General features: G+C 68.9%; 22 protein-coding genes and 1 other RNA gene. 10 read left to right on the top strand and 13 right to left on the bottom strand.

From position 1 onward, the window contains the following. Positions 1 to 6: 6 nt before the first annotated feature. From JWP28_RS03880 to JWP28_RS03890, 3 genes are read right to left on the bottom strand one after another with little or no spacing between them, the layout of a single operon-like run. Complete coding sequence (locus JWP28_RS03880; protein ID WP_299540148.1) at positions 7 to 153, bottom strand: hypothetical protein; 147 nt, start codon at positions 151 to 153, stop codon at positions 7 to 9. Next, on the bottom strand, positions 137 to 1,162 hold the full coding sequence (cydB, locus tag JWP28_RS03885; protein ID WP_299540151.1) for a cytochrome d ubiquinol oxidase subunit II: 1,026 nt from the start codon (positions 1,160 to 1,162) through the stop codon (positions 137 to 139). The genes JWP28_RS03880 and cydB overlap by 17 nt, the downstream gene beginning before the upstream one ends. After that, positions 1,159 to 2,568 (bottom strand): cytochrome ubiquinol oxidase subunit I, encoded by a 1,410-nt coding sequence (locus tag JWP28_RS03890; protein WP_299540154.1) that lies wholly within the window; start codon positions 2,566 to 2,568, stop codon positions 1,159 to 1,161. Before JWP28_RS03890 ends, cydB begins: the two co-directional genes overlap by 4 nt. Positions 2,569 to 2,761: 193 nt before the next feature. Here JWP28_RS03890 and JWP28_RS03895 point away from each other — a divergent pair, with 193 nt between their 5' ends. From JWP28_RS03895 to JWP28_RS03910, 4 genes are all read left to right on the top strand, one after another. Continuing rightward, complete coding sequence (locus JWP28_RS03895; RefSeq protein ID WP_299540156.1) at positions 2,762 to 2,947, top strand: (2Fe-2S)-binding protein; 186 nt, start codon at positions 2,762 to 2,764, stop codon at positions 2,945 to 2,947. Positions 2,948 to 3,002: 55 nt separating this feature from the next. Next, positions 3,003 to 3,482, top strand: coding sequence for a bacterioferritin (gene bfr, locus JWP28_RS03900; RefSeq protein WP_299540158.1), 480 nt, complete (start codon positions 3,003 to 3,005; stop codon positions 3,480 to 3,482). 62 nt (positions 3,483 to 3,544) lie between these two features. Further along, the gene (locus JWP28_RS03905; protein WP_299540160.1) at positions 3,545 to 4,102 is read left to right on the top strand and encodes a TspO/MBR family protein; all 558 of its coding nucleotides are present in this window, start codon (positions 3,545 to 3,547) and stop codon (positions 4,100 to 4,102) included. 221 nt (positions 4,103 to 4,323) lie between these two features. Beyond that, positions 4,324 to 5,982: an MFS transporter gene (locus tag JWP28_RS03910; RefSeq protein WP_299540162.1), complete on the top strand. Its 1,659-nt coding sequence runs from the start codon at positions 4,324 to 4,326 to the stop codon at positions 5,980 to 5,982. Positions 5,983 to 6,086: 104 nt separating this feature from the next. Here the strand turns inward: JWP28_RS03910 and JWP28_RS03915 are convergent, their stop codons facing one another. The 6 genes from JWP28_RS03915 to tkt form a co-directional block, all read right to left on the bottom strand. Further along, entirely contained in the window at positions 6,087 to 6,332 is a 246-nt protein-coding gene (locus tag JWP28_RS03915; RefSeq protein WP_299540164.1) for a hypothetical protein, read from the bottom strand. Positions 6,333 to 6,380: 48 nt separating this feature from the next. Next, complete coding sequence (gene fba / locus JWP28_RS03920; protein WP_299540166.1) at positions 6,381 to 7,466, bottom strand: class II fructose-bisphosphate aldolase; 1,086 nt, start codon at positions 7,464 to 7,466, stop codon at positions 6,381 to 6,383. Between the two features lie 32 nt (positions 7,467 to 7,498). After that, the gene (locus JWP28_RS03925; RefSeq protein ID WP_299540168.1) at positions 7,499 to 8,704 is read right to left on the bottom strand and encodes a phosphoglycerate kinase; all 1,206 of its coding nucleotides are present in this window, start codon (positions 8,702 to 8,704) and stop codon (positions 7,499 to 7,501) included. Positions 8,705 to 8,714: 10 nt separating this feature from the next. Beyond that, positions 8,715 to 9,725: a type I glyceraldehyde-3-phosphate dehydrogenase gene (gene gap, locus JWP28_RS03930; RefSeq protein ID WP_299540170.1), complete on the bottom strand. Its 1,011-nt coding sequence runs from the start codon at positions 9,723 to 9,725 to the stop codon at positions 8,715 to 8,717. A 216-nt stretch (positions 9,726 to 9,941) separates the two neighbouring features. Beyond that, positions 9,942 to 11,981 (bottom strand): S9 family peptidase, encoded by a 2,040-nt coding sequence (locus JWP28_RS03935; RefSeq protein ID WP_299540173.1) that lies wholly within the window; start codon positions 11,979 to 11,981, stop codon positions 9,942 to 9,944. 88 nt (positions 11,982 to 12,069) lie between these two features. After that, on the bottom strand, positions 12,070 to 14,040 hold the full coding sequence (gene tkt / locus JWP28_RS03940; protein ID WP_299540176.1) for a transketolase: 1,971 nt from the start codon (positions 14,038 to 14,040) through the stop codon (positions 12,070 to 12,072). Between the two features lie 142 nt (positions 14,041 to 14,182). Here tkt and JWP28_RS03945 point away from each other — a divergent pair, with 142 nt between their 5' ends. The 5 genes from JWP28_RS03945 to JWP28_RS03965 all read left to right on the top strand — a co-directional run bounded on the left by JWP28_RS03945 (position 14,183) and on the right by JWP28_RS03965 (position 16,500). Further along, positions 14,183 to 14,473: a DUF4164 family protein gene (locus JWP28_RS03945; RefSeq protein ID WP_299540178.1), complete on the top strand. Its 291-nt coding sequence runs from the start codon at positions 14,183 to 14,185 to the stop codon at positions 14,471 to 14,473. A 3-nt stretch (positions 14,474 to 14,476) separates the two neighbouring features. Further along, positions 14,477 to 14,809 carry a cell division protein ZapA gene (locus JWP28_RS03950; protein ID WP_299540181.1) on the top strand — a complete coding sequence of 111 codons (333 nt, stop codon included), beginning with the start codon at positions 14,477 to 14,479 and terminating at the stop codon, positions 14,807 to 14,809. A gap of 51 nt (positions 14,810 to 14,860) precedes the next feature. Next, positions 14,861 to 15,020: non-coding RNA, 6S RNA (gene ssrS / locus JWP28_RS03955), on the top strand. A 24-nt stretch (positions 15,021 to 15,044) separates the two neighbouring features. Then, entirely contained in the window at positions 15,045 to 15,626 is a 582-nt protein-coding gene (locus JWP28_RS03960) for a 5-formyltetrahydrofolate cyclo-ligase (protein ID WP_299540184.1), read from the top strand. A 34-nt stretch (positions 15,627 to 15,660) separates the two neighbouring features. After that, positions 15,661 to 16,500 (top strand): TIGR00282 family metallophosphoesterase, encoded by an 840-nt coding sequence (locus JWP28_RS03965; protein WP_299540187.1) that lies wholly within the window; start codon positions 15,661 to 15,663, stop codon positions 16,498 to 16,500. Positions 16,501 to 16,503: 3 nt separating this feature from the next. Here JWP28_RS03965 and JWP28_RS03970 read toward each other — a convergent pair whose 3' ends face one another. Then, the gene (locus JWP28_RS03970) at positions 16,504 to 17,271 is read right to left on the bottom strand and encodes a hypothetical protein (protein WP_299540189.1); all 768 of its coding nucleotides are present in this window, start codon (positions 17,269 to 17,271) and stop codon (positions 16,504 to 16,506) included. 145 nt (positions 17,272 to 17,416) lie between these two features. On the opposite strand from JWP28_RS03970, the gene JWP28_RS03975 reads away from it, so the two are divergent. Beyond that, positions 17,417 to 17,779: a phage holin family protein gene (locus tag JWP28_RS03975; protein ID WP_299540192.1), complete on the top strand. Its 363-nt coding sequence runs from the start codon at positions 17,417 to 17,419 to the stop codon at positions 17,777 to 17,779. Here the strand turns inward: JWP28_RS03975 and JWP28_RS03980 are convergent. From JWP28_RS03980 to JWP28_RS03990, 3 genes are all read right to left on the bottom strand, one after another. Beyond that, positions 17,772 to 18,962 (bottom strand): CoA transferase, encoded by a 1,191-nt coding sequence (locus JWP28_RS03980; protein ID WP_299540195.1) that lies wholly within the window; start codon positions 18,960 to 18,962, stop codon positions 17,772 to 17,774. The two genes, JWP28_RS03975 and JWP28_RS03980, sit on opposite strands and share 8 nt — an antisense overlap. A 173-nt stretch (positions 18,963 to 19,135) precedes the next feature. Then, the gene (locus tag JWP28_RS03985; protein WP_299540197.1) at positions 19,136 to 19,426 is read right to left on the bottom strand and encodes a GIY-YIG nuclease family protein; all 291 of its coding nucleotides are present in this window, start codon (positions 19,424 to 19,426) and stop codon (positions 19,136 to 19,138) included. 46 nt (positions 19,427 to 19,472) lie between these two features. Further along, positions 19,473 to 20,090, bottom strand: coding sequence for a hypothetical protein (locus JWP28_RS03990; RefSeq protein WP_299540200.1), 618 nt, complete (start codon positions 20,088 to 20,090; stop codon positions 19,473 to 19,475). Between the last annotated feature and the right edge of the window lie 246 nt (positions 20,091 to 20,336).

Here is a 20,336-nt window from a genome sequence, read left to right on the forward strand (position 1 = left end):
AAGAGCCTATCTGAGCAGCGCCTTCAAGAGGTAGGCGACGGCCGCGGTGGTGAGCGCGGAACTCACGGCCAGGCCCACGAACCAGCCGAGTCGCTTCCACAGCGGCGCCAGCGGCGTGCCGGCCTCGGGGGGCGGCTCAATGATAGCCCGCATCGGCGCCCACCTTGCCGCGGAAGATCCAGTAGGACCAGAGGCCATAGCCGATGACTATCGGCAGCAGGATGCCGCCCAGGGCCAGCAGCAGGGCGAGCGCATTGTCGGCGTTGGCGGCCTGCCGGAAGGTCATGTGGTAAGGCACGATATAGGGGAAGAAGCCGACCGCCAGTCCGAGGTAGCCCGACAGGAACATCAGCACCGCGCCCGCGAACGGCCAGCCATGCGACCTGCGCCGCAGTCCGAGCGCGGTCAGGGCAAGGCCAGCAACGCCCAGGATCGGGATCGGGGAAAACCGCGCCAGCCGCGCCAGGTCGAAATGGCCCGCCGCATAACCCCAGCGGAGCGCCACGCGCGGATGCACGAAGAGCGTGGCGACACTCACCATCGCCAGCAGGACGGCCACCGCCAGCAGCGCGATCCAGGCCCATCGGCGGGCGCGGCCATGCAGTTCGTCCTCGGTGCGCCAGATCAGCCAGCAAGCGCCCAACAGCGCATAGCCGGCGACCAGGCCCACGGCGACCAGCAGGCTGTAGGGGGTGAGCCAATCGAACACGCCGCCCGCGAACTGCCCGTCCCTCAGCTTCACGCCCTGGATGAAACCGCCCAGCACCAGGCCTTGCGCCACCGTGGCGGTCAGCGAGCCCGCGGCGAAGGCTGCGGTCCAGAACGCCTTGCCGCGCGCCCTCCCGCTCAGGCGGAACTCGAAGGCCACGCCGCGCAGGATCAAGGCCAGCAGCATCAGCAGGACCGGCGGATAGAGCGCCGGGAGCAGGGCGCTGTAGGCGAACGGGAAGGCCGCGAGGAGCCCGACCCCTCCCATCACCAGCCAGGTTTCGTTGCCGTCCCAGACTGGCGCCACGGTCGCCATCATCACATCGCGGTCGGCGGCGGTGTCTGCGAAGGGGAAGAGGATGCCGATCCCCAGGTCGAATCCGTCCAGCATCACGTACATGAGGACCGTGATGGCGATGACCACGGCCCAGAGCAGCGGCAGGTCGAGGCTCATTGGGCGCTCCCCGGCTTACTGGCAGGCCCGCGCTGCGTGGCGCCCAGGACGAAGCCCGGCGGTCGGGGGGGCGCCGGCTCGGCCTCTTCGGCGCCGGCCAGCGGGCCCCCGGCGATCAGCCGCAGGATGAAGAGCGCGCCGGCGGTGAACACGACGGCGTAGATCGCCATGAAGGCCAGAAGCGATGCCGAGACCTCGCCTTTCGTCACGGGCGATACGGCGTTGGCGGTTCGCAGCACGCCATAGATCGCGTACGGTTGCCGGCCCACCTCGGCGACCACCCAGCCGGCTATGACCGCGACGAAGCCCGCCGGGCCCATGGCCACGCTGGCGCGCAGGAACCAGCCTGCCTGGGTAAGGCGGTCACGCCAGATGAGGAACGCGCCCCAAAGGCCCAGGCCGATCATCGCCAGGCCGAGTCCGACCATCACCCGGAAGGCCCAGAAGACGATGAACACCGGCGGCCGATCCTGCGGGGCGAAGGCCTTCAGGCCCTTGACCACGGCATTGGCGTTGCCGGCAGTGATCAGGCTGCCGAGCTTGGGGATCGCAACCTCCCAGCGGTTGGCTGCCGTCGCGCGGTCCGGCCAGGCGACGATGTGGAACGGCTGACCCGCCTTGGTCTCCCAGAAAGCCTCGATGGCCGCCAGCTTGGCCGGCTGCACCCGCATCACCAGCTTGCCCGCCGTGTCTCCGGCCAGGAGCTGCAGCGGCGCGACGATGGCGAACATGCCGATGGCCATCTTCAGCGCCAGGCAGCTTGCGTCCTCGTCGCTGTCCTTCAGCAGCCGCCAGGCCGAGGCCGCGCCCACCACCAGCGCCGTGGACAGGTAGGCGGCCAGCACCATGTGGATGAAGCGGATGGGGAAGGTCGGCGAGAAGATCACCTGAACCCAGTCCGTGGCGCGCAGGGTCCCGTTGGGCAGCCGCACATAGCCGCTCGGATCCTGCATCCAGCTGTTGGCCGAAATGATCCAGAAGGCCGACATCAGAGTGCCGACGGCGACCAGCACCGTGGCCGTGAAGTGCAGCCGCGGGCCGACCTTGCGCCAGCCGAACAGCATCACGCCCAGGAAGCTGGCTTCCAGGAAAAAGGCCCAGATCACCTCGAACGCGAACAGCGGCCCGATGACCGGCGCCGCCGCGGCGGCATAGACGCTCCAGTTGGTCCCGATCTCGTAGGACAGCACCACGCCGGAGACGACACCCATGCCGAAGGCGATGGCGAAGATCTTGACCCAGAAAAGGTAGAGGGTCTTGAACGCCTCTATCCGGGTGGTCAGCCACAGGCCTTCCAGCACGGCCAGAAAGCTCGCCAGCCCGATCGAGAAGCTCGGGAAGATGATGTGGTATGCAATCGTGAAGGCGAACTGCAATCGCGACAGCATAAGCGCGTCGAAATCCATGGCTTTGTCCTGAACATGCCTCCGCAGACGGCGGCGGCACGGCTCCCGTGACCGAACAACGTTCGGAGCCAAGGTAGCAGCTATGCGACAGACGGTCGCGGGTGCGCGAGTTCGGTACATAGTTGCGAATGACTTGCAAACGCGTTCGCAACTGGCTATCTGAAGGGCGAGATCAGGAGACACGGCCACCGCCATGTACGTCTGCAATTGCAACGGCATCCGTGAACGGGAGGTGCGCTCGGCGATCGCCGCCGGCGCCGGCCGCCCGGCGCAGATTTTCAAGGCCTGTGGTTCGGCCGCGCAATGCGCCCGCTGCGTCTGCGACATGCGCAAGATGCTGGACGAGGAGCGCGAGGCGCTCCGCTACGCCGCCGAGTGACGCGAGCCGCCCGCCCGGCTAAACCTGTCGGTACGCGGATATCTGGGAGGCTGCCATGCAGGGCGACAAGGCGATCATCCGGCTCCTGAACCAGGTGCTCACCAACGAGCTGACCGCGGTCAACCAGTACTTCCTGCACGCCCGCATGTACGACAACTGGGGCCTGAAGCAGCTCGGCAAGGTCACCTACGACGAGTCGATCGGCGAGATGAAGCATGCCGACAAGCTCATCAAGCGCATCCTGTTCCTCGACGGCCTGCCCAACCTGCAGGACCTGCACAAGCTGAAGATCGGCGAGAACGTCGGCGAGGGCCTCGAGGCCGACCTGGACGTCGAGGCCGGCGGGCGCACGGTCCTGGTCGACGGGGTCAAGCAGTGCGAACTGGCCCAGGACTACGTCTCCCGCGAGATCCTCACCGAAATCCTGATGGACACCGAGGAGCACATCGACTTCCTCGAAACCCAGCTTGCCCTCTTGGGCGGCCTGGGCGAACAGAACTACCTGCAGAGCGCCATGGGCCAACTCGAAGGTTGAGCCGGAACTCGAGGTGGCGCCTGGGGATTTCGTGAGGTAGCGAGACCGTGGGAAGCCGATCCATGCCAGCAAATCCTGTCCGCGGGGCTGTCGACAGCCTCGCCAACAGCCGTGGACGCTCCACGCAGCACATCCTGATCGGGCTGGGCCTGACGGTGGGCGCGGTGGCGGTCTCGGCGCTGGTGGCGCGGATGAATGCGCCGGCCGAGGACAACTACGAGGTCTATTCCGACTACGAAGAGAGCGTTCAGCCGGAGGGCAAGCCGCCGTCGAAGGTGTTCGCCACACTCTGGCCGCCGCTGTTCATGGCGCTGACGCTGTCGGGCCTGCGCATCTGGAACGCGCCGAAGAGCGCGGCCCGCACCCAGGCCCTGACGCTGTGGGGCACGGTGCAGGCGCTGAACGCCGTCTGGATGGCGCTGGGGCCAAAGCGCCTGGGCGGCCAGCTCGCCGCCGCCATCGCCTCGCTGGGCACAGCCGGCGCCTACGTCTGGCGGGCCCGCCAGGTCGATCCGCCGGCGGCCAACCTCGTCGCCCCCTACGTGGGCTGGATCGGCTTCGCCAACGTGCTCAGCGAAGAGCTCTGGCGGAGGACCCCCGAGGTCCGGACCGTGCACTAGGGTTTCTGTCTTCCCCCGGTACGGGGGAAATGTCGCCAATGGCGAAGCCGGGCGACAATGGGGGAGGTATTCTTCGACTTCCCCCATCGACCCTCCAGCCTGCGGCTGTCAGGCCACTTCCCCCGTACCCGGGGGGAAGACGCATCCGGCTTCCCCATTGCTCCAACCGCCAACACCGCCCTAGGCTCGGCCCCAAGAACGAGGGTCGTGGGAGCGGAACGATGGTGGCGGCAGCAGCGGGCGCCGAGGCGCCGGCGCGGGGGTCGGACCGGCTGGTGATCGCCGGCGCGTCGGCCGGGACGGTCTTCGAGTGGTACGACTTCTACCTCTACGGCTCGCTCGCCACCTTCATCACCGAGCACTTCTTCTCCGGGGTCAACGCCACCACCGGCTACATCTTCGCGCTGCTGGCCTTCGCCGCGGGCTTCGCGGTCCGGCCCTTCGGGGCGCTGGTGTTCGGACGGCTGGGCGACCTGTGGGGACGCAAGAACACCTTCCTCGTCACCATGCTGCTGATGGGGGTCTCGACCTTCGTGGTGGGCCTGCTGCCCGGCTACGACAAGATCGGAGCGGCCGCGCCGGTCGGCCTGATCGTCATGCGGCTGATCCAGGGGCTGGCGCTGGGCGGCGAGTACGGCGGGGCGGCCACCTACGTCGCCGAGCACGCGCCGGCGGGCAAGCGCGGGCTGTACACCAGCTGGATCCAGACCACGGCCACCTTCGGCCTGTTCCTGAGCCTGATCGTGATCATCCTGGTGCGCACGCGGCTCGGCGAGGACGCCTTCAAGGCCTGGGGCTGGCGCGTGCCGTTCCTGGCCTCGGCGGCGCTGCTGGTGGTCTCGCTGTGGATTCGCCTGCGCCTCAACGAGAGCCCGGTGTTCCAGAAGATGGTCGCCGAGGGGAGCACGTCGAAGGCGCCGCTCACCGAGAGCTTCGCCCGCTGGCCCAACCTGAAGCTGGTGCTACTGGCGCTCGCGGGCCTCACCGCCGGCCAGGCGGTGGTCTGGTACACCGGCCAGTTCTACGCGCTGTTCTTCCTGGAAAAGATGCTGAAGGTCGACGGGCTCTTGACCAACGGCCTGGTCGCCGTCGCGCTGCTGCTCGGCACGCCGTTCTTCGTCGTCTTCGGCTGGCTCTCCGACAAGATCGGCCGCAAGCCGATCATCCTGGCGGGCTGCCTGGCCGCGGTGCTGACCTATTTCCCGATCTTCAAGGCCCTGACCGCCGCAGCCAATCCGCAGCTCGCCGCCGCCAGCGCTGCGGCGCCGGTGACCGTCGTCGCCGACCCGGCCGACTGCGCCTTCCAGTTCGATCCGGTGGGCAAGAAGTCCTTCGCCTCGTCCTGCGACTTGGCCAAGTCGGCGCTGGCCAACGCCGGGGTCAGCTACGCCAACCAGGCCGCGCCGGCCGGCTCGGTGGCGGTGGTCCGCATCGGCGCCGTGTCGATCCCGAGCTTCCAGGGCGGGGCGCTGTCGGCCGCGGAGCTCAAGAGCCAGAAGGCCGCCTGGACCAAGACCCTTGGGGCCGCGCTGAAGACCGCGGGCTATCCCGCTAAGGCCGATCCCGCCCGGATGAACAAGCCGCTGGTCGTGGCTCTGCTGTGGCTGCTGGTCCTCTATGTGACCATGGTCTACGGCCCGATCGCCGCGGCGCTGGTGGAGATGTTCCCGGCGCGCATCCGCTACACCTCGATGTCGCTGCCCTACCACGTCGGCAACGGCTGGTTCGGCGGCTTCCTGCCGACCACCGCCTTCGCCATGGTCGCGGCGACGGGCAATATCTACTACGGCCTCTGGTACCCGGTGATCATCGCCGCGGTGACCTTCGTGGTCGGCCTGCTGTTCGTGAAGGAGATGCGGGGAAACCCGATCGGGGCGTAAGCGCGCACAGCAAAAGGCGAAAGCCTTTGCGTCCGGGCGCGCGCCTACAAGAAAACTAGCGCACTTCGCGGACGTCGGATCGGTTCCCGATCCGCCTGCAAGCGCTAGTGCCCCTCAGGGTCGACGCGGTCGTCGTAGCCATTGTTGGCGGAGTAGAAGGCCAGCCACATGAACAGGCCGGCGAAGGCTGCGGTAATGACGCCCGCGCCCAGCAGGTAGGGCCAGACCGCGCCCAGGGTGCGCCAGGCTTCGCTCAGGTTGGAGCCTGAGAAGAACGCCCAGCCGGCCAGCAACGAGAACCCCGCGAGGCCGAGGAAGGTCAGGCCAAGGAAGAGCAGATGCCTTTGCATGCCCAACCAAGCCGCTGGCGGGCGCAGAAGTTCCAGTCTGCCTGAGGCCTATTCGGCCGCGTGGCGGGTGATGCCGATCTTGGGCGCCAATTCGCCCGCGGCGTAGCGCTTGGCCATGACCGACATGGGGATCGGCTTGATCTTGCCGGCCCAGCCCGCGGTCCCGAACTCCTCGAAGCGCTGCTTGCAGACCGCGCGCATCGCATCCATGGCGGGCTTCAGGTACTTGCGCGGATCGAACTCGCCGGGGTTCTCGGCGAACACCTTCCGGATCGCGCCGGTCATCGCCATGCGGTTGTCGGTGTCGATGTTGATCTTGCGCACGCCGTGCTTGATGCCGCGCTGGATCTCTTCCACCGGCACGCCCCAGGTCTGGGGCATCTCGCCGCCGTACCTGTTGATCACGTCCTGCAGGTCCTGCGGCACCGAGGAGGAGCCGTGCATGACCAGGTGGGTGTTGGGCAGGCGTCGGTGGATCTCCTCGATCACGTTCATCGCCAGCACGTCGCCGTCCGGCCGCCGCGTGAACTTGTAGGCGCCGTGGCTGGTGCCCATGGCGATGGCCAGGGCGTCGACCTGGGTGGTCTTCACGAACTCGACGGCCTGGTCGGGGTCGGTCAGCAGCTGGTCGTGGCCGAGCTTGCCCTCGAAGCCGTGGCCGTCCTCCTTCTCGCCCATGCCGGTCTCGAGGCTGCCCAGCACGCCGAGTTCGCCCTCGACGCTGGCGCCCACCCAGTGGGCCATGTTGCAGACGGTCTTGGTGACGCGGGCGTTGTAGTCGTAGTCCGCCGGCGTCTTGCCGTCGGCCTTCAGCGAGCCGTCCATCATCACGCTGGTGAAGCCGTACTGGATGGCGGTGGCGCAGGTCGCCTCGTTGTTCCCGTGGTCCTGGTGCATGCAGACCGGGATGTCCGGATAGAGCTCGCACAGGGAGTCGATCAGCCCCTTGAGCACGATGTCGTTGGCGTAGGCGCGGGCGCCGCGGCTGGCCTGGATGATCACCGGCGCGTCCACCGCGGCGGCGGCCTCCATGATCGCCAGCCCCTGTTCCATGTTGTTGATGTTGAAGGCCGGCACGCCATAGCTGTGCTCGGCAGCGTGATCGAGAAGCTGTCTCAGGGTGATCCGGGCCATCGTCTCTACCGTTCTCTATCGGGCCATCTGTATCAATTTAGGAGGGCCGCCACGCCGGGCAGCGTTTTGCCCTCCATCCATTCAAGAAACGCGCCGCCCGCCGTCGAGACGAAGGTGAAATCGTCGACGACGCCGGCCACGTTCAGGGCCGCAACCGTATCACCGCCGCCAGCCACCGCCACCAACTTGCCTTCGCGGACCAGCCTGGCTGCGTATCGCGCAGCTTCAACGGTTCCCCTGTCGAAGGGTTTCATCTCGAAGACGCCGAGCGGGCCGTTCCAGATCAGGGTCTTGGAATTGGCCATGGCGCGGCACAGGCGCTCGATGGTCTCCGGCCCCGCGTCGAGGATGCGTTCGTCCTCGTCGATGGAGCCCACGTCACGCACCCGGGCCGGCGCGCCGGGGGCCATTTTCTCCGCGACGACGATGTCCAGCGGCAGGAACAGCTTGCAGTTGTTCTGGCCCGCCAGGCGGATGACGTCGCGCGCAGTCTCGGCCAGGTCCTTCTCGCAATAGGAGGCGCCGACGTCGTGGCCCTGGGCGTAGAGGAAGGTGTTGGCCATGCCGCCGCCGATGGCCAGCTTGTCGAGCTTGGTCACCAGATGGCGCAGCAGGTCGAGCTTGGTGGAGACCTTCGAGCCGCCGACGATGCCCATCACCGGCCGTTCCGGATGGCCGAGCGCCCGGTCGAGCGCGTCGAGCTCCAGCCGCATCTGCTCGCCCGCATAGGCCGGCAGGCGGCGAGCGAGGGCCTCGGTGGAAGCGTGGGCCCGGTGGGCGGTGGAGAAGGCGTCGTTGACGTAGATGTCGCCATTGGCGGCCAACGCGTCGGCGAACTTCGGGTCGTTGGCCTCTTCCCCGGGGTGGAAGCGGAGGTTCTCCAGCAGCAGCACATCGCCCGGCTGCATGGCGCCCACCGCGGCGCGCGCTACCGGGCCGATGCAGTCGGAGGCGAAGGCCACCGGCAGACCCAGCACCGTCTCCAGCGCGGCGGCGATGGGCTTCAGGCTCATCCTCGGGACGACCTTGCCCTTCGGCCGGTCGAAGTGGGAGAGCAGGATCACCTTCGCCCCGCCCTTGCGCAGCTTGTCGATCGTCGGGATGGCGGCGCGCAGGCGGGTGTCGTCGCTGACCTTGCCGTCTTCGCCTTCTTCACGACTTAGGGGAACGTTGAAGTCCACGCGGACCAGGGCCCGCTTGCCTTGTAGGTCCGCCTGGTCGAGCGTCTGGAAAGCCATCAGCCGCCGATCAGATCAGCTTCGCCATGGCGACGGCCACGTCGCTCATCCGCGTCGAGAAGGCCCACTCGTTGTCGTACCACGAGAGCACCCGGCCCAGCCCGCCGTCGACCATCTGGGTCTGCGGCAAGGCTACGGTGGAGGACGCGGGGATGTGGTTGAAGTCGTGGGAGACCAGCGGGTCCTTGGTCACCGCCAGGATGCCCTTCAGCGGGCCGTTGGCCGCGGCGGCTTCAAAGGCGGCGTTGATCTCTTCCACCGTCACCTTGCGGCTCGGCACGAAGTTCAGGTCCACCACCGAGACGTTCGGCGTCGGCACGCGGATCGAGGAGCCGTCGAGCTTGCCGGCCAGCGACGGGATCACCAGGCCCAGCGCCTTGGCGGCGCCATTCGAGGTCGGGATCATCGACATGGCCGCGGCGCGGGCGCGGTAGAGGTCCTTGTGCAGGGTGTCCAGCGTCGGCTGGTCGCCGGTGTAGGAGTGGATCGTGGTCATGTAGCCACGCTCGATGCCGCAGAACTCCTGCAGCACGTGGGCCACCGGCGCCAGGCAGTTGGTGGTGCAGGACGCGTTGGAGATCACCAGGTCGTCGGCGGTGAGGGTCTGGTGGTTCACGCCGTAGACGATGGTCTTGTCGACGCCGTCGGCCGGGGCCGAGATGATCACCCGCTTGGCGCCGGCGCTGAGGTGGGCCGAGGCCTTGTCCCTGGAGGTGAAGAGGCCCGTGCACTCGAGCGCGATGTCGACGTTGAGGGCGGCGTGCGGAAGCTCCTTGGGGTCGCGGATCGCCGTGACCTTCATCTTCCCGAGGCCCGCGTCGATCCAGTCCTCGCCGGTGGTGACGGTTCCGGGGAAGCGGCCGTGCACGCTGTCGTAGCGAAGCAGGTGGGCGTTGGTCTCCACCGGGCCCAGGTCGTTGATCGCCACCACCTCGATGTCGCGCCGCCCGTGCTCGACGATCGAGCGCAGCACCAGCCTGCCGATGCGGCCAAAACCGTTGATGGCGACGCGGACGGTCATGGGCGGGGTCTCCTCAATGAAGTGCGCGCGTTTTTGAGGTGGGGGGCGGCCAAGTCAACCCTCATCCCTCCTCTTTAGGGGAGGGACAGGCCGGCGAAGCCGGCCAGGGTGGGGGAGTCGCGTTCAAGCGTCAGGCTCTCAGCTTGGCCCACACATCCCCACCCGTCTCGCGCCTGCGGCGCGATCCACCCTCCCCTAAAGAGGAGGGATAAAGGGCTATTTCCCGCCCCCGCTCGGGCTGTGATCGGCCAGCGCCGCCTGCAGGCCCGGCGCGAACTCGGCGCCGTAGGGCGAGGTGATCGACGAGCCGGCGAAGGCCTTGCCGTAGGCCTCCGCACGGCCGCCCAGGCACTTGCCCAGGAACTGCTCGGTGATGGCGTAGAAGGCGATGTTGTTTTCCGGCCGGGCGAAGCCGTGTCCCTCGTCGGGGAACAGAATGTAGGTCACCGGGATGTTCTTGGCCTTCATGGCCGCCACGATCTGGCTGGCCTCGCGCTGGTTGACCCGCGGGTCGTTGGCGCCCTGGCCGATCAGCAGCGGCCGCTTGATGGCGTCGGCCTTGAACAGCGGCGAGGCGGCCTTGAGGACCGCCTGGCCGGCGGGCGTCCTGGGGTCCCCCATGCGCCGGTACATCTGTTCCCGCCCCGCGATCCAATAGGCCGGCACGCTCTCCAGCAGGGTGTTGAGGTTCGAGGGCCCGACGATGTCGACGCCGCAGGCGAAGCGGTCGGGCGTGAAGGTCATGCCCGCCAGCGTGGCGTAGCCCCCATAGGAGCCGCCCATGATCGCCACCTTGTCGCGGCTGGTGACGCCCTTTTTCACGGCCCAGTCGACCGCGTCGACCAGGTCGTCGTGCATCTTCAGGCCCCACTGCAGGTTGCCGGCGGCCAGGTACGTCTTCCCGAAGCCGGTGGAGGCCCGGTAGTTCGGCGACAGCACGGCGTAGCCGCGGTTGGCGAGCCACTGGTGCAGGCCGTTGTAGCCATACTCGTCGCGCCCCCAGGGGCCACCGTGCACCAGCAGCACCATGGGCACGGGATGATCCGGGACGCCGTCGCCGTTGGCGTCGCTGCCCGGCGGAAGCGTCAGGTAGGAGACCTCAGTCAGGCCGTCGCGGGTCTTGATCGCCACGGGATGCATGCCCGCGAGCGTCGCCGACTCCAGCTCCGGACGGTTGACGAAGAGCTTGGTGAGGCGCTTGGCCTTGCGGTCGTAGAGGTAGGTGGTGGCCGGGCCGCTGACCGGATCGGCGGCCACGGTCCAGAGGTCGTCGGCGTCGGTGCGTGAGGTGACGCTCACCTGGCCTTTCAGGTGGCTCTTCAGGAAGGCGAGGTCGGGCTTGATGGCGGCGTCGAGCGGCGTCCACTCGGTCTTCAGGTAGTTGACGCCATAGGCGTCGACGCGACCGGTGATCGGGTTTTCCATCGCCTCGGTGATATCGGCTCGGGAATCCTCGGCGATGACGGTGCGCTTGTTGGTGTGCGTGTCCTGCGCGATCAAGGCGGAGGTGTCGCGGCCGCGGCTGTCGACCCAATAGCGGATGGCCCCGTCGACCGTGTAGCCCACCGGCGCGGTATCGGAGGAGTCCTCGAAGCCGATGGTTTCCTCCGGCTTGGCTGCGACCTGGTTGTTCTCGACCCGGTAGATGTCGACGCCGCCGTCGGGCCGCGGCTTGCTGGCGGTGCGCAGGCGCAGTTGCTCGTCCACGCCGAAGCCGCCGAAGCCGTCGTTCTTCAGAACGAGCGTGAGTTGGCCGGTCTTGAGGTCGAGGCTGTAGACATCGTGCCAATGGGCGTCGCGATTGTTCAGGCCCACCAGGATGCGGTCCTTCACATGCCGGCTCAGGCCGAAGACCTGGACGCGGGTCTTTTCGAAAGGTGTCAGCGACTTCTGCACCCCGCTCGCGACGTCGACGCCGTAGAGCAGGAAGTTCTCGTCGCCGCCCTTGTCGTTGATGAACAGGATCGTGGAGGCGTCAGGCGACCAGAAATACTGCCGGATCGGCCGCACCTTCTCGGCGGTCAGCGGCCGCGCCTTGGTCGGGTCGGCGGTCGGCGCGACCCAGATGTTCATCATGCCGTCGCGCGGGGCGAGCCAGGACAGCCACTTGCCGTCCGGGCTGATGCGGCCGGCGGCGCGGCTCGGATTGCCGAACAGCTTGGCGCGTTCGATGAGCGGCGCCTCGGCGGCGACGGCGGCGAGCGCCGTGGCGGCGGTGACGATGGCGATGGCGCTGGCGGCGAACAGGCGGCGCATGACGATCCCTCCCAAAACGGTGTTTGAGGAATGCTAGGCCCCGCGGGGCGACGCCGCTAGCCCGCCGCCGGCTTCACCGGGCCGCCATCTAGAGCTTGGCCCTCGCCGCTGCCGCGACCGCCTCGGCAGTGATGCCGAAATGCTTGTAGAGCACCTCGAACGGCGCGCTGGCGCCGAAGCCCTCCATGCCGACAAAGACCCCGTCCTCGCCGATGAACCGCTCCCAGCCCGTCCGCACGCCGGCCTCGACGGCGACGCGCACGTCGGTCTCGCCGATCACCGCGGCCTGGTAGTCGGTGGGCTGCGCCGCAAACAGCTCCCAGCAGGGAGTCGAGACCACCCGGGCGCCGATGCCCTCGGCCTCCAGCAGGTCGCGGGCGGCCATGGCGACGCCGACCTCCGAGCCGGAAGCGAAGATCGTGACCTGGGCCGGGTGGCCCGATCCGGCGAGTTGATAGGCCCCGCGCGCCGAGAGGTTCTCGCCGGCGACGACCGTGCGCACCGGCGGGACCTTCTGGCGGGAGAGCGCCATCAGCGATGGCGTCTTCTTGGCCTCCAGCGCCAGCTTCCAGCACTCGGCCGTCTCCACCGCGTCGGCCGGCCGGAAGACGTTGAGGTTGGGCATCGCCCGCAGGGACGCCAGGTGCTCCACCGGCTGGTGGGTCGGCCCGTCCTCGCCAAGGCCGATGGAGTCGTGGGTCATCACGTGGATGACGCGGACACCCATCAGCGCCCCCAGCCGGATCGCCGGGCGGCTGTAGTCGGAGAACACCAGGAAGGTCCCGGAATAGGGGATCACCCCGCCGTGCAGGGCCATGCCGTTCATCGCCGCCGCCATGCCGAATTCGCGCACGCCGTAGTGGATGTAGCGGCCGGCGTAGTCGGGGTAGTCGAAGGTCCCCATGCCCTTGACGATGGTGTTGTTGGAGCCGGTCAGGTCGGCCGAGCCGCCGACCATCTCGGGGATGGCCGGGATCAGCTTCTCCAGCGCCGCGCCGGAATGCTGGCGGGTGGCGGCGGCGGGCTTCTCCGCCTCGCACCTTGCGATGTGGGCATCGACGGCTTCGAAGGCGCCGGGCGGCAGGTCGCCGGCCATGGCGCGCTCGAACTCGGCTCGCTGCGGCGAGGCGGCCAGCGCCGCCTCCCAGGCCTTCCGGACCCGCGCGCCCCGGCGGCCGGCCGCGCGCCAGGGCTTCAGCGCGTCTTCGGGAACGGTGAACGGCTCGTGGCCCCAGGCCATGGCCCTGCGCGAGGCGGCGATCTCGTCGTCGAACAGGGTGTAGCCGTGGCTGTGCGGGTCGCCTTCCTTGTCCCCGGCGCCCTTGGAGATGCTGGTCTTGCAGGCGATCATCGTCGGGCGGTCCTGCCGGGTCGCCCAGCGCATGGCCGCGCCGATCTTTGCGTGGTCGTGGCCGTCGACCGCCTTCACCGCCCAGCCGGCGGCCTTGAAGCGCGCCAGTTGGTCGCCGGTCTCGGCGATGGTCGCCTCGCCGTCGATGGTGGTGTTGTTGTCGTCGAACAGCACGGTCAGCCTGGAGAGCCTGAAGCGGCCGGCCAGGCTGATGGCCTCGTGGCTGACGCCCTCCATCAGGCAGCCGTCGCCAGCGATCACCCAGGTGCGGTGGTCGACCAGCTCATCGCCGAAGCGGGCGTTCACGTGGCGCTCGGCCATGGCCATGCCGACCGCGGTGGCGAGGCCCTGGCCCAGCGGCCCGGTGGTGGTTTCGACGCCGGGGGTATGGCCGTACTCGGGGTGACCGGGCGTGTTGGAGCCGAGCTGCCGGAAGTTCTTGATCTGCTGCATGCTCACCGCCTTCACCCCGGTCAGGTGAAGAAGGCTGTAGAGCAGCATCGAGCCGTGGCCGGCGGAGAGCACGAAGCGGTCGCGGTCGGCCCAGTCCGGCCGGGCGGCGTCGTACTTCAGGAATTTCGTGAACAGCACCGTGGCCACGTCGGCCATGCCCATCGGCATGCCCTGGTGCCCGGACTTGGCGCGGTGGACCGCGTCCATGGAAAGCACGCGGACGGCGTCGGCCATGGTCTGGAGAGGCGCGGGCATCGAGATCCTGGAGTGGCGGGGTTGAGGCTTGCCGCGCGGGGTCGCACGCGGGCGGGCAGGGGTCAAGAAAAGGGCATGCTTCCGAAGCACGCCGACGCAGGTCTATAGATGGACAGGCTGGAGCCTTTTCGGGAGGACGGCGATGAGCGGCGAAAGCGCCCTGGACCTGGCGGCCCGGCGGCTGGAGCAGGCGGTGAACGTGCTGGAGCAGCGGCTCGCCCAGCGGCTGAAGACCGCGGGCGCAGAAGCTGGCGGCCTGTTCGACCAGGACCGCGCCAACCTGGCGGCCGAGCTGGACGAGGCCCGCGCCCGCGAACGTGAACTGGAGGCGGCCGGCGCCGAGGCCTCAGCGGCGCTCGGCCGGGCGATCGTGGAAATCCGCGCCGCCCTGAACGGCGGCGCGCCGCCCCCCTCTTCCTCAGCGGAGCACTGATCCATGGCCCAGCTGAGCGTCGAGGTGAACGGCCGGCCCTATGCGGTGGGATGCGAGGACGGCCAGGAGGCCCACCTCCTCGAGCTCGCCAGGATGTTCGACCACCAAGTGCGGCAGGTCAGCCAGGACATGGGTCAGCTCGGCGACACCCGGCTGTTCCTGATGGGAGCCCTCCTGCTGGCCGACGAGCTCGCCGACGCCCGCACGCGGCTGGCCGCTTTGCAGTCCGAGGTGGGACGCCTGCAGACCGACCGCAGCCGCCTGGAAAACCGCGCCGTCGCCGCCCTGGAAACCGCCGCCAAGCGCATCGAGAAGCTGGGCGGCGAAGAGGGCTGAGGCGGCTTCGCTTGAGAACCACGCCGCGACGCACTACCTTGGTAAGCGGCGGGTCAGCTGCGGCCCACGTCGAAGGCGACATATTCCAGCGACCTTAATTCACTCATAGGGAGCTGTCCCTGGCCGGGATCGTGGTCCCGGGCATACGGCGCCCACCTGGTCTACCAGGTCGAGGGAATGAAACAGTCCTTCACGGCTCTCGCGGCGCCGCCACCCTTTCCCGTAAGATCGCCCGGTGACCGAGCTTCTCGACAAGTCCGCGCTGCGTGTGCGGCTGCGGGCCCTGCGCCGGCGGCTGGCCGACCAGGTCCCTGACGTCGCCGAGCGCGCGGCGCGCCGCCTGCCGCTCTCGCGGTTCAGCCGCTTCAGTGTCGTCGGCGCCTATTGCCCGATGGGGTCCGAGGTCGATCCGACGCCGATCCTGCGGGCGATCCTGGAGTTCAACGCCGGCCACGCGAAGGCCGCCCTGCCGGTAGCCGTCGACCGCGACTCGCCGCTGAAGTTCCGCCTCTGGCGGGCGCAGGATGTGCTGGCGCCGGACGCCTTTGGCATCCCCGCGCCACCCGCCTCGGCCCCCGATGTGGAGCCCAACCTCGTCATCACCCCACTGCTCGGCTTCGACCGAAAGGGCGGGCGGCTGGGACAGGGCGCAGGCCACTATGACCGGACGCTGGCGAACCTTCGCGCGGTGCGGCCGGTTTTCGTCCTTGGCCTGGCGTTCTCCGGCCAGGAGGTGGAGGCCGTGCCGATGGATCCTCACGACCAACGGCTCGACGCCATCCTGACGGAGACGGAGTTCATGGAAGTCGCCCGATAGAGACGTTGGGGCGGGAAGTCGTTAGAGAGAGCCGATGAGATTTGCCTTCTTTGGAGACGTCGTCGGGCGCTCGGGCCGCGAAGGCTTGGCCGATCACCTGCCGGGCCTGCGCAAACGGCTGGGCTTGGAGTTCGTGATCGTCAACGCCGAGAACGCCGCCGCCGGGTTCGGCATCACCGAGTCCACGGCCCGCGAGCTGTTCGACGCCGGCGCCGACGCGCTGACGCTGGGCAACCACTCCTGGGACCAGAAGGAGGCGCTGACCTACATCGTGCGCGAGCCCCGGCTGATCCGGCCGCTGAACTATTCCGCCTTCTCCGATGCGCCGGGCCGAGGCGCCCAGCTGTTCGAAACCCAGGGCGGCCGGCAGATCCTGGTGATCAACCTGCTGGGCCGGGTGCACATGGACAGCCTCGACGACCCCTTCGCGGCGGTCGACAAGGAGCTTGAGGCCTGCCCGCTGGGGGCCGTCGCCGACGCCATCGTGGTCGACATGCACGCCGAGGCCACCTCCGAGAAGATGGCCATGGGCCACTTCTGCGACGGCCGCGCCAGCCTGGTCGTGGGCACCCACACCCATGTGCCGACCGCCGACTGCCAGATCCTCACCGGCGGCACCGCCTACCAGACCGACGCCGGCGCCTGCGCCGACTACGACAGCGTGATCGGCAACCAGAAGGAAGAGCCGCTCAGGCGCTTCACCACCCGCATCTCCGGCGGCCGCTACAAGCCCGCCGAGGGCCCGGCCACGGTCTGCGGCGTCTTTGTCGAGACCGACAACGCCACCGGCCTCGCCCGCCGCGTGGAGCCGATCCGCATCGGCGGACGGCTGTCCGAGACCGTGCCCACGGTCGAGGCCGTCACGGCGGGTTGAGCGTCAGGGCGCCTTCGGCGCGTCCTTCGGCGGCTTGGGCTGCAGGTGCAGCAGGTTGTCCTTCGTCAGGCGTCCCGACTTGTCGTGGTCCAGCCGGGCGAAGCGCCGGTCGGTGATCGCCATCCATTCCGCGAGCGTCACCTTGCCGTCGAGGTTGGCGTCCGCCGCCGAGATCGGCTCCGGCTCGTTGATCAGGGAATACCGCGCCGCGCCCTCGCGGCCGGCGGCCGGGGCCTTCGTGGTCTGCTGCGCCTGGGCGCTGGAGCTGTTGTCGGAGCCTGAGCCGCCGCCCTGTCCGCCGCCGCGGCCTCCCCCGCCACCCATTCCGCCACCGCCGCGACCACCGCGGCCGCCGCCACCGCCGCCGCGTCCACCGCCCCCGGAGGGGCGGGCGGCGGGGGTGGGACGTTCATCGAAGGTCATGACGCCGATCTCAGGGACGATGTCGCGCTCGTAGTGCTGCAGCTCGAACCCGTCGATGACCCCGTCGCCGTTGGTGTCGAGGAACTTGAAGGAATGCTGCGCGTCGGCGCGGAACTCGGCGAGCGTCACCGCGCCGTCATGGTCGGCATCGGCCTGGGCGAGCCAGTGGCCCAGGCCGTCCTCGCCACGGAAGGGCTCGCCGGACGGGCTGATGAACAGGCGAACGCGCGGCGGTCCGCCGGGGCCGCCGGGCCCGCCGCGGCCGCCCGGACCGTGACCCCGGGGATGATCCGACGCGCACGCGGCCAGGGTCAGCAGGAGCGCCGGCACGAGGAAGCGTTTGATCATCTGAAACCCTTGTTCACTGGACGCCGCAGCTTGACCGCCCCGCTGAGGCCAAAATGCGCCCCCAGCATGTCGCCGCCGAAACCCTTTCCTACGCTGCCGGGACGCGCTCTAGTAGCAAAGCTTCGACGCGCCCGTGGGAGACCGCATGTTCGCCAAATTCATCGTCCGCGTGATCTTCGGCGCACTGGGCCTGTGGGTCGCCTCCAGGCTCCTGCACGGCGGCATCACTGTACGCGACACCACCGCGCTGATCCTGGCCGCCGTGCTGCTGGGCGTGGTCAACGCCTTCGTCCGGCCGGTGGTGGTGATCCTCACCCTGCCGCTCACGATCGTGACCCTGGGCCTGTTCCTGCTGATCGTGAACGCCGCGATGATCGGCCTGGTGTCGCTGGTGGTTCCCGGCTTCCACGTGCACAGCCTGGTCGCGGGCGTTCTGGCTGCGATCATCACCGGCATCTCCAGCTGGATCGGCGGCATGATCCTGCGCGACGACCGGCGGGCTAGGTAGCCGCGCCGCCTGCGATCAGCGCCTCCACGGCCGCCGGGTCGTAGCCCGCCTCGGCCAGCACTTCGCGGGTGTGCTCGCCGAGCCTGGGCGCGGGACCGGCCGGGCCGGTGGGCGTGGCCGGGAAGCGCACCGGCGCGGCGGGCGCCCTGAAGCTGCCGCCCCAGCCGTCGGGCGTCTCGACGAAGCAGCCGGCCTCGTGCGCGGTGGGGTCGGCGACCACGTCGGAGAGCGTCGCCATGGGCGCCCAGATCACGTCCACGCCGGTCAGCATCGCCCCGGCCTCGGCCAGCGTCATCCCGGCGAAGGCGGCGTCCAGCACGGCGCGGATCTCGCGCACCACCTCCAGGTCGGTGATCGGCGGCGTGCAGCGCGGGTCGGTGACGTAGTCCGACCGGCCGATGGCGCTCATCACGGCCGGGAAGTCGCGCGGTCCGCGCGGCGCCATGCAGAACCAGCGCTCGTCCTTGGTCCGGAAGAAGCCGCCGAGCGCACCCGGCCGATCGTGGCGCGGCTGAGCGGTCACCGCCTGGCCGTAGCGCAGGTGGACCGCATAGTCCCAGCCCAGCGCATAGCAGCCGGCGCGGATCAGCGACGTCTCCACCTGCCGCCCGACGCCGGTCCGGTCGCGCTCGTGCACCGCGGCCAGCACGCCCGACAGCGTCGCCAGCGCCGTCACGTGGTCGCCGAACCCCGGGCGGCAGGTGAACGGCTCCTGGTCCGGCGGGATGGTCGCGGCGGCCACGCCGCTGCGCGTCCAGAACCCGGTCAGGTCGAAGGCAGGCGTGTCGGCCTCTGGCCCGGTGAGGCCGTAGCCGGTGACGTTGGCGTAGATCAGCCGCGGCAGCTCGGCCTTCAGGCTGTCATAGTCCAGCCGCGCCCGCTTCAGCGCGCCCGGCCGCACGTTGGTCACGAAGACGTCGGCGTCCTTGAGGATGGCGATCAGCGCCGCGCGGCCTTGCGGCTTTCCAACGTCCAGCACGACGCCGCGCTTGCCGCGGTTCTCGTTGGAGAAGATCGGATTGCCGGGGCTCTCGGCGGTGTCCGGCCAGAAGGTCCGCGTGGCGTCGCCCGCGGCGGCCTCGACCTTGATCACCTTGGCGCCCCAGTCGGCCATCACCGCCGCGCACCCCGGCCCCGCGACCCAGGTGGACCACTCCACGACCTTCAGATCCGAGAGCAGCATGGGCGGTTCCTCCAACGCAACGCCTGGCATCCTCAGATGCGTCCGCGGCTTAAATCGCACGCGGGATGCGAGCCTGCCTGGGCAGGTCCGTCAAGGATCGGCCTGCGGTTGGGGCGCGCGAACCGTCCCCCTCCGCTCATCCCCGCGAAAGCGGGGACCCAGGCTTTTTTCGTTCATTCGAGCGGCAGTTCCTCGAACAGGTCTCTCCAGCTTGGATTGAACCGTTCGATCAGTTCGAGCTTCCAGAGTCGCCGCCATTTCTTCATCGCGCGTTCGCGCACGAACGCTCCGTTTCGGCCCTCGAACACCTCGTAATAGACAAGCCGCTTTACCCGGTACTTGGCGGTGAAGCCGGGCGTGGCGCCTTCGCGATGCTCCAACATTCGACGGCTGATGCTGTCGGTGTGGCCGATGTAGAGGGTCCCGTTCCTCTGGCTCGCCAGGATGTAGACGTAGAAGCTCATCAACGAAAAAAGCCTGGGTCCCCGCTTTCGCGGGGATGAGCGGAAATTAGGGGTCGGGTAAGGGCGCCTCGAAGGGCTCAGAAATCGGTCGCCCGACCGCGCCCTCCACGGCTTCCGGAGGCGCCGCCTCGCTCTCGATCCCCCAGTCCGCGTCGTTCCAAAGGACCAGGGGCGGGGTGACGCCGAGGTGCTTGCAGATGAGGGCGACGATCTCGGGGAGGGGGCGGTCGTGGAAGCCGGCCAGGTCGTCGGCGTCTTCCAGGCGTTCGCGGAGGTCTTCGTAGAGGTTGTCGGCCTCCGAGCCGGAGGCTTCGGCGTCGATGGCGCGCTCCACCAGGGACTCGATGCGGGTCCGGCGGCGTCGGGCCTGGGCGTCGGCCTCGCGTTGGCGATGCTGGGCGCGCTCGGCGAGGGACGTCTGCCGGTCGTCGGCGAGCTTGGCCTCCAGGGCCACGGTCTGGCGCACGGCTCTGGCGATGCGGGCGAAATCGAGCGCCAGGGCATGGGCGGTGGCCGGATCGGCGTCGGCGGCCTGGGCGCTCACCGCGCGGGCCAGGTTCATGCCGAGGTCGGTGAGCTCCTGCAGGACGCGCCCATGCCGCTCGGCCCGATCCGCGACGGGATCGGTCGGCGCAGTCTCAGGGATCGCCTCCGTGTCGAACATGAACAAAACAAGAACATAGATACCGGCGGGAGTCAAGGAATTCCGGCTTTGGGTTGGTGGCGTTCACCCTTCGACAGGGGACCCCTCGGCCGGCCGCTGGGGGTCCGGAGGGCCGCCGCGGCGGATCGGCCTTTGGCCGGTCCTTGAGTGACCGGCTACGGCAGGCAAACTAGCCGGCATGAGATTTATGGCTGGGTGTCGGCCGGGCCGATCGTCCCAGGTCCCAAGAGCGGACTATCTCAATGA

Source organism: Phenylobacterium sp., from assembly GCF_028290885.1.
In the GTDB taxonomy this organism is placed as follows: Bacteria; Pseudomonadota; Alphaproteobacteria; order Caulobacterales; family Caulobacteraceae; genus Phenylobacterium.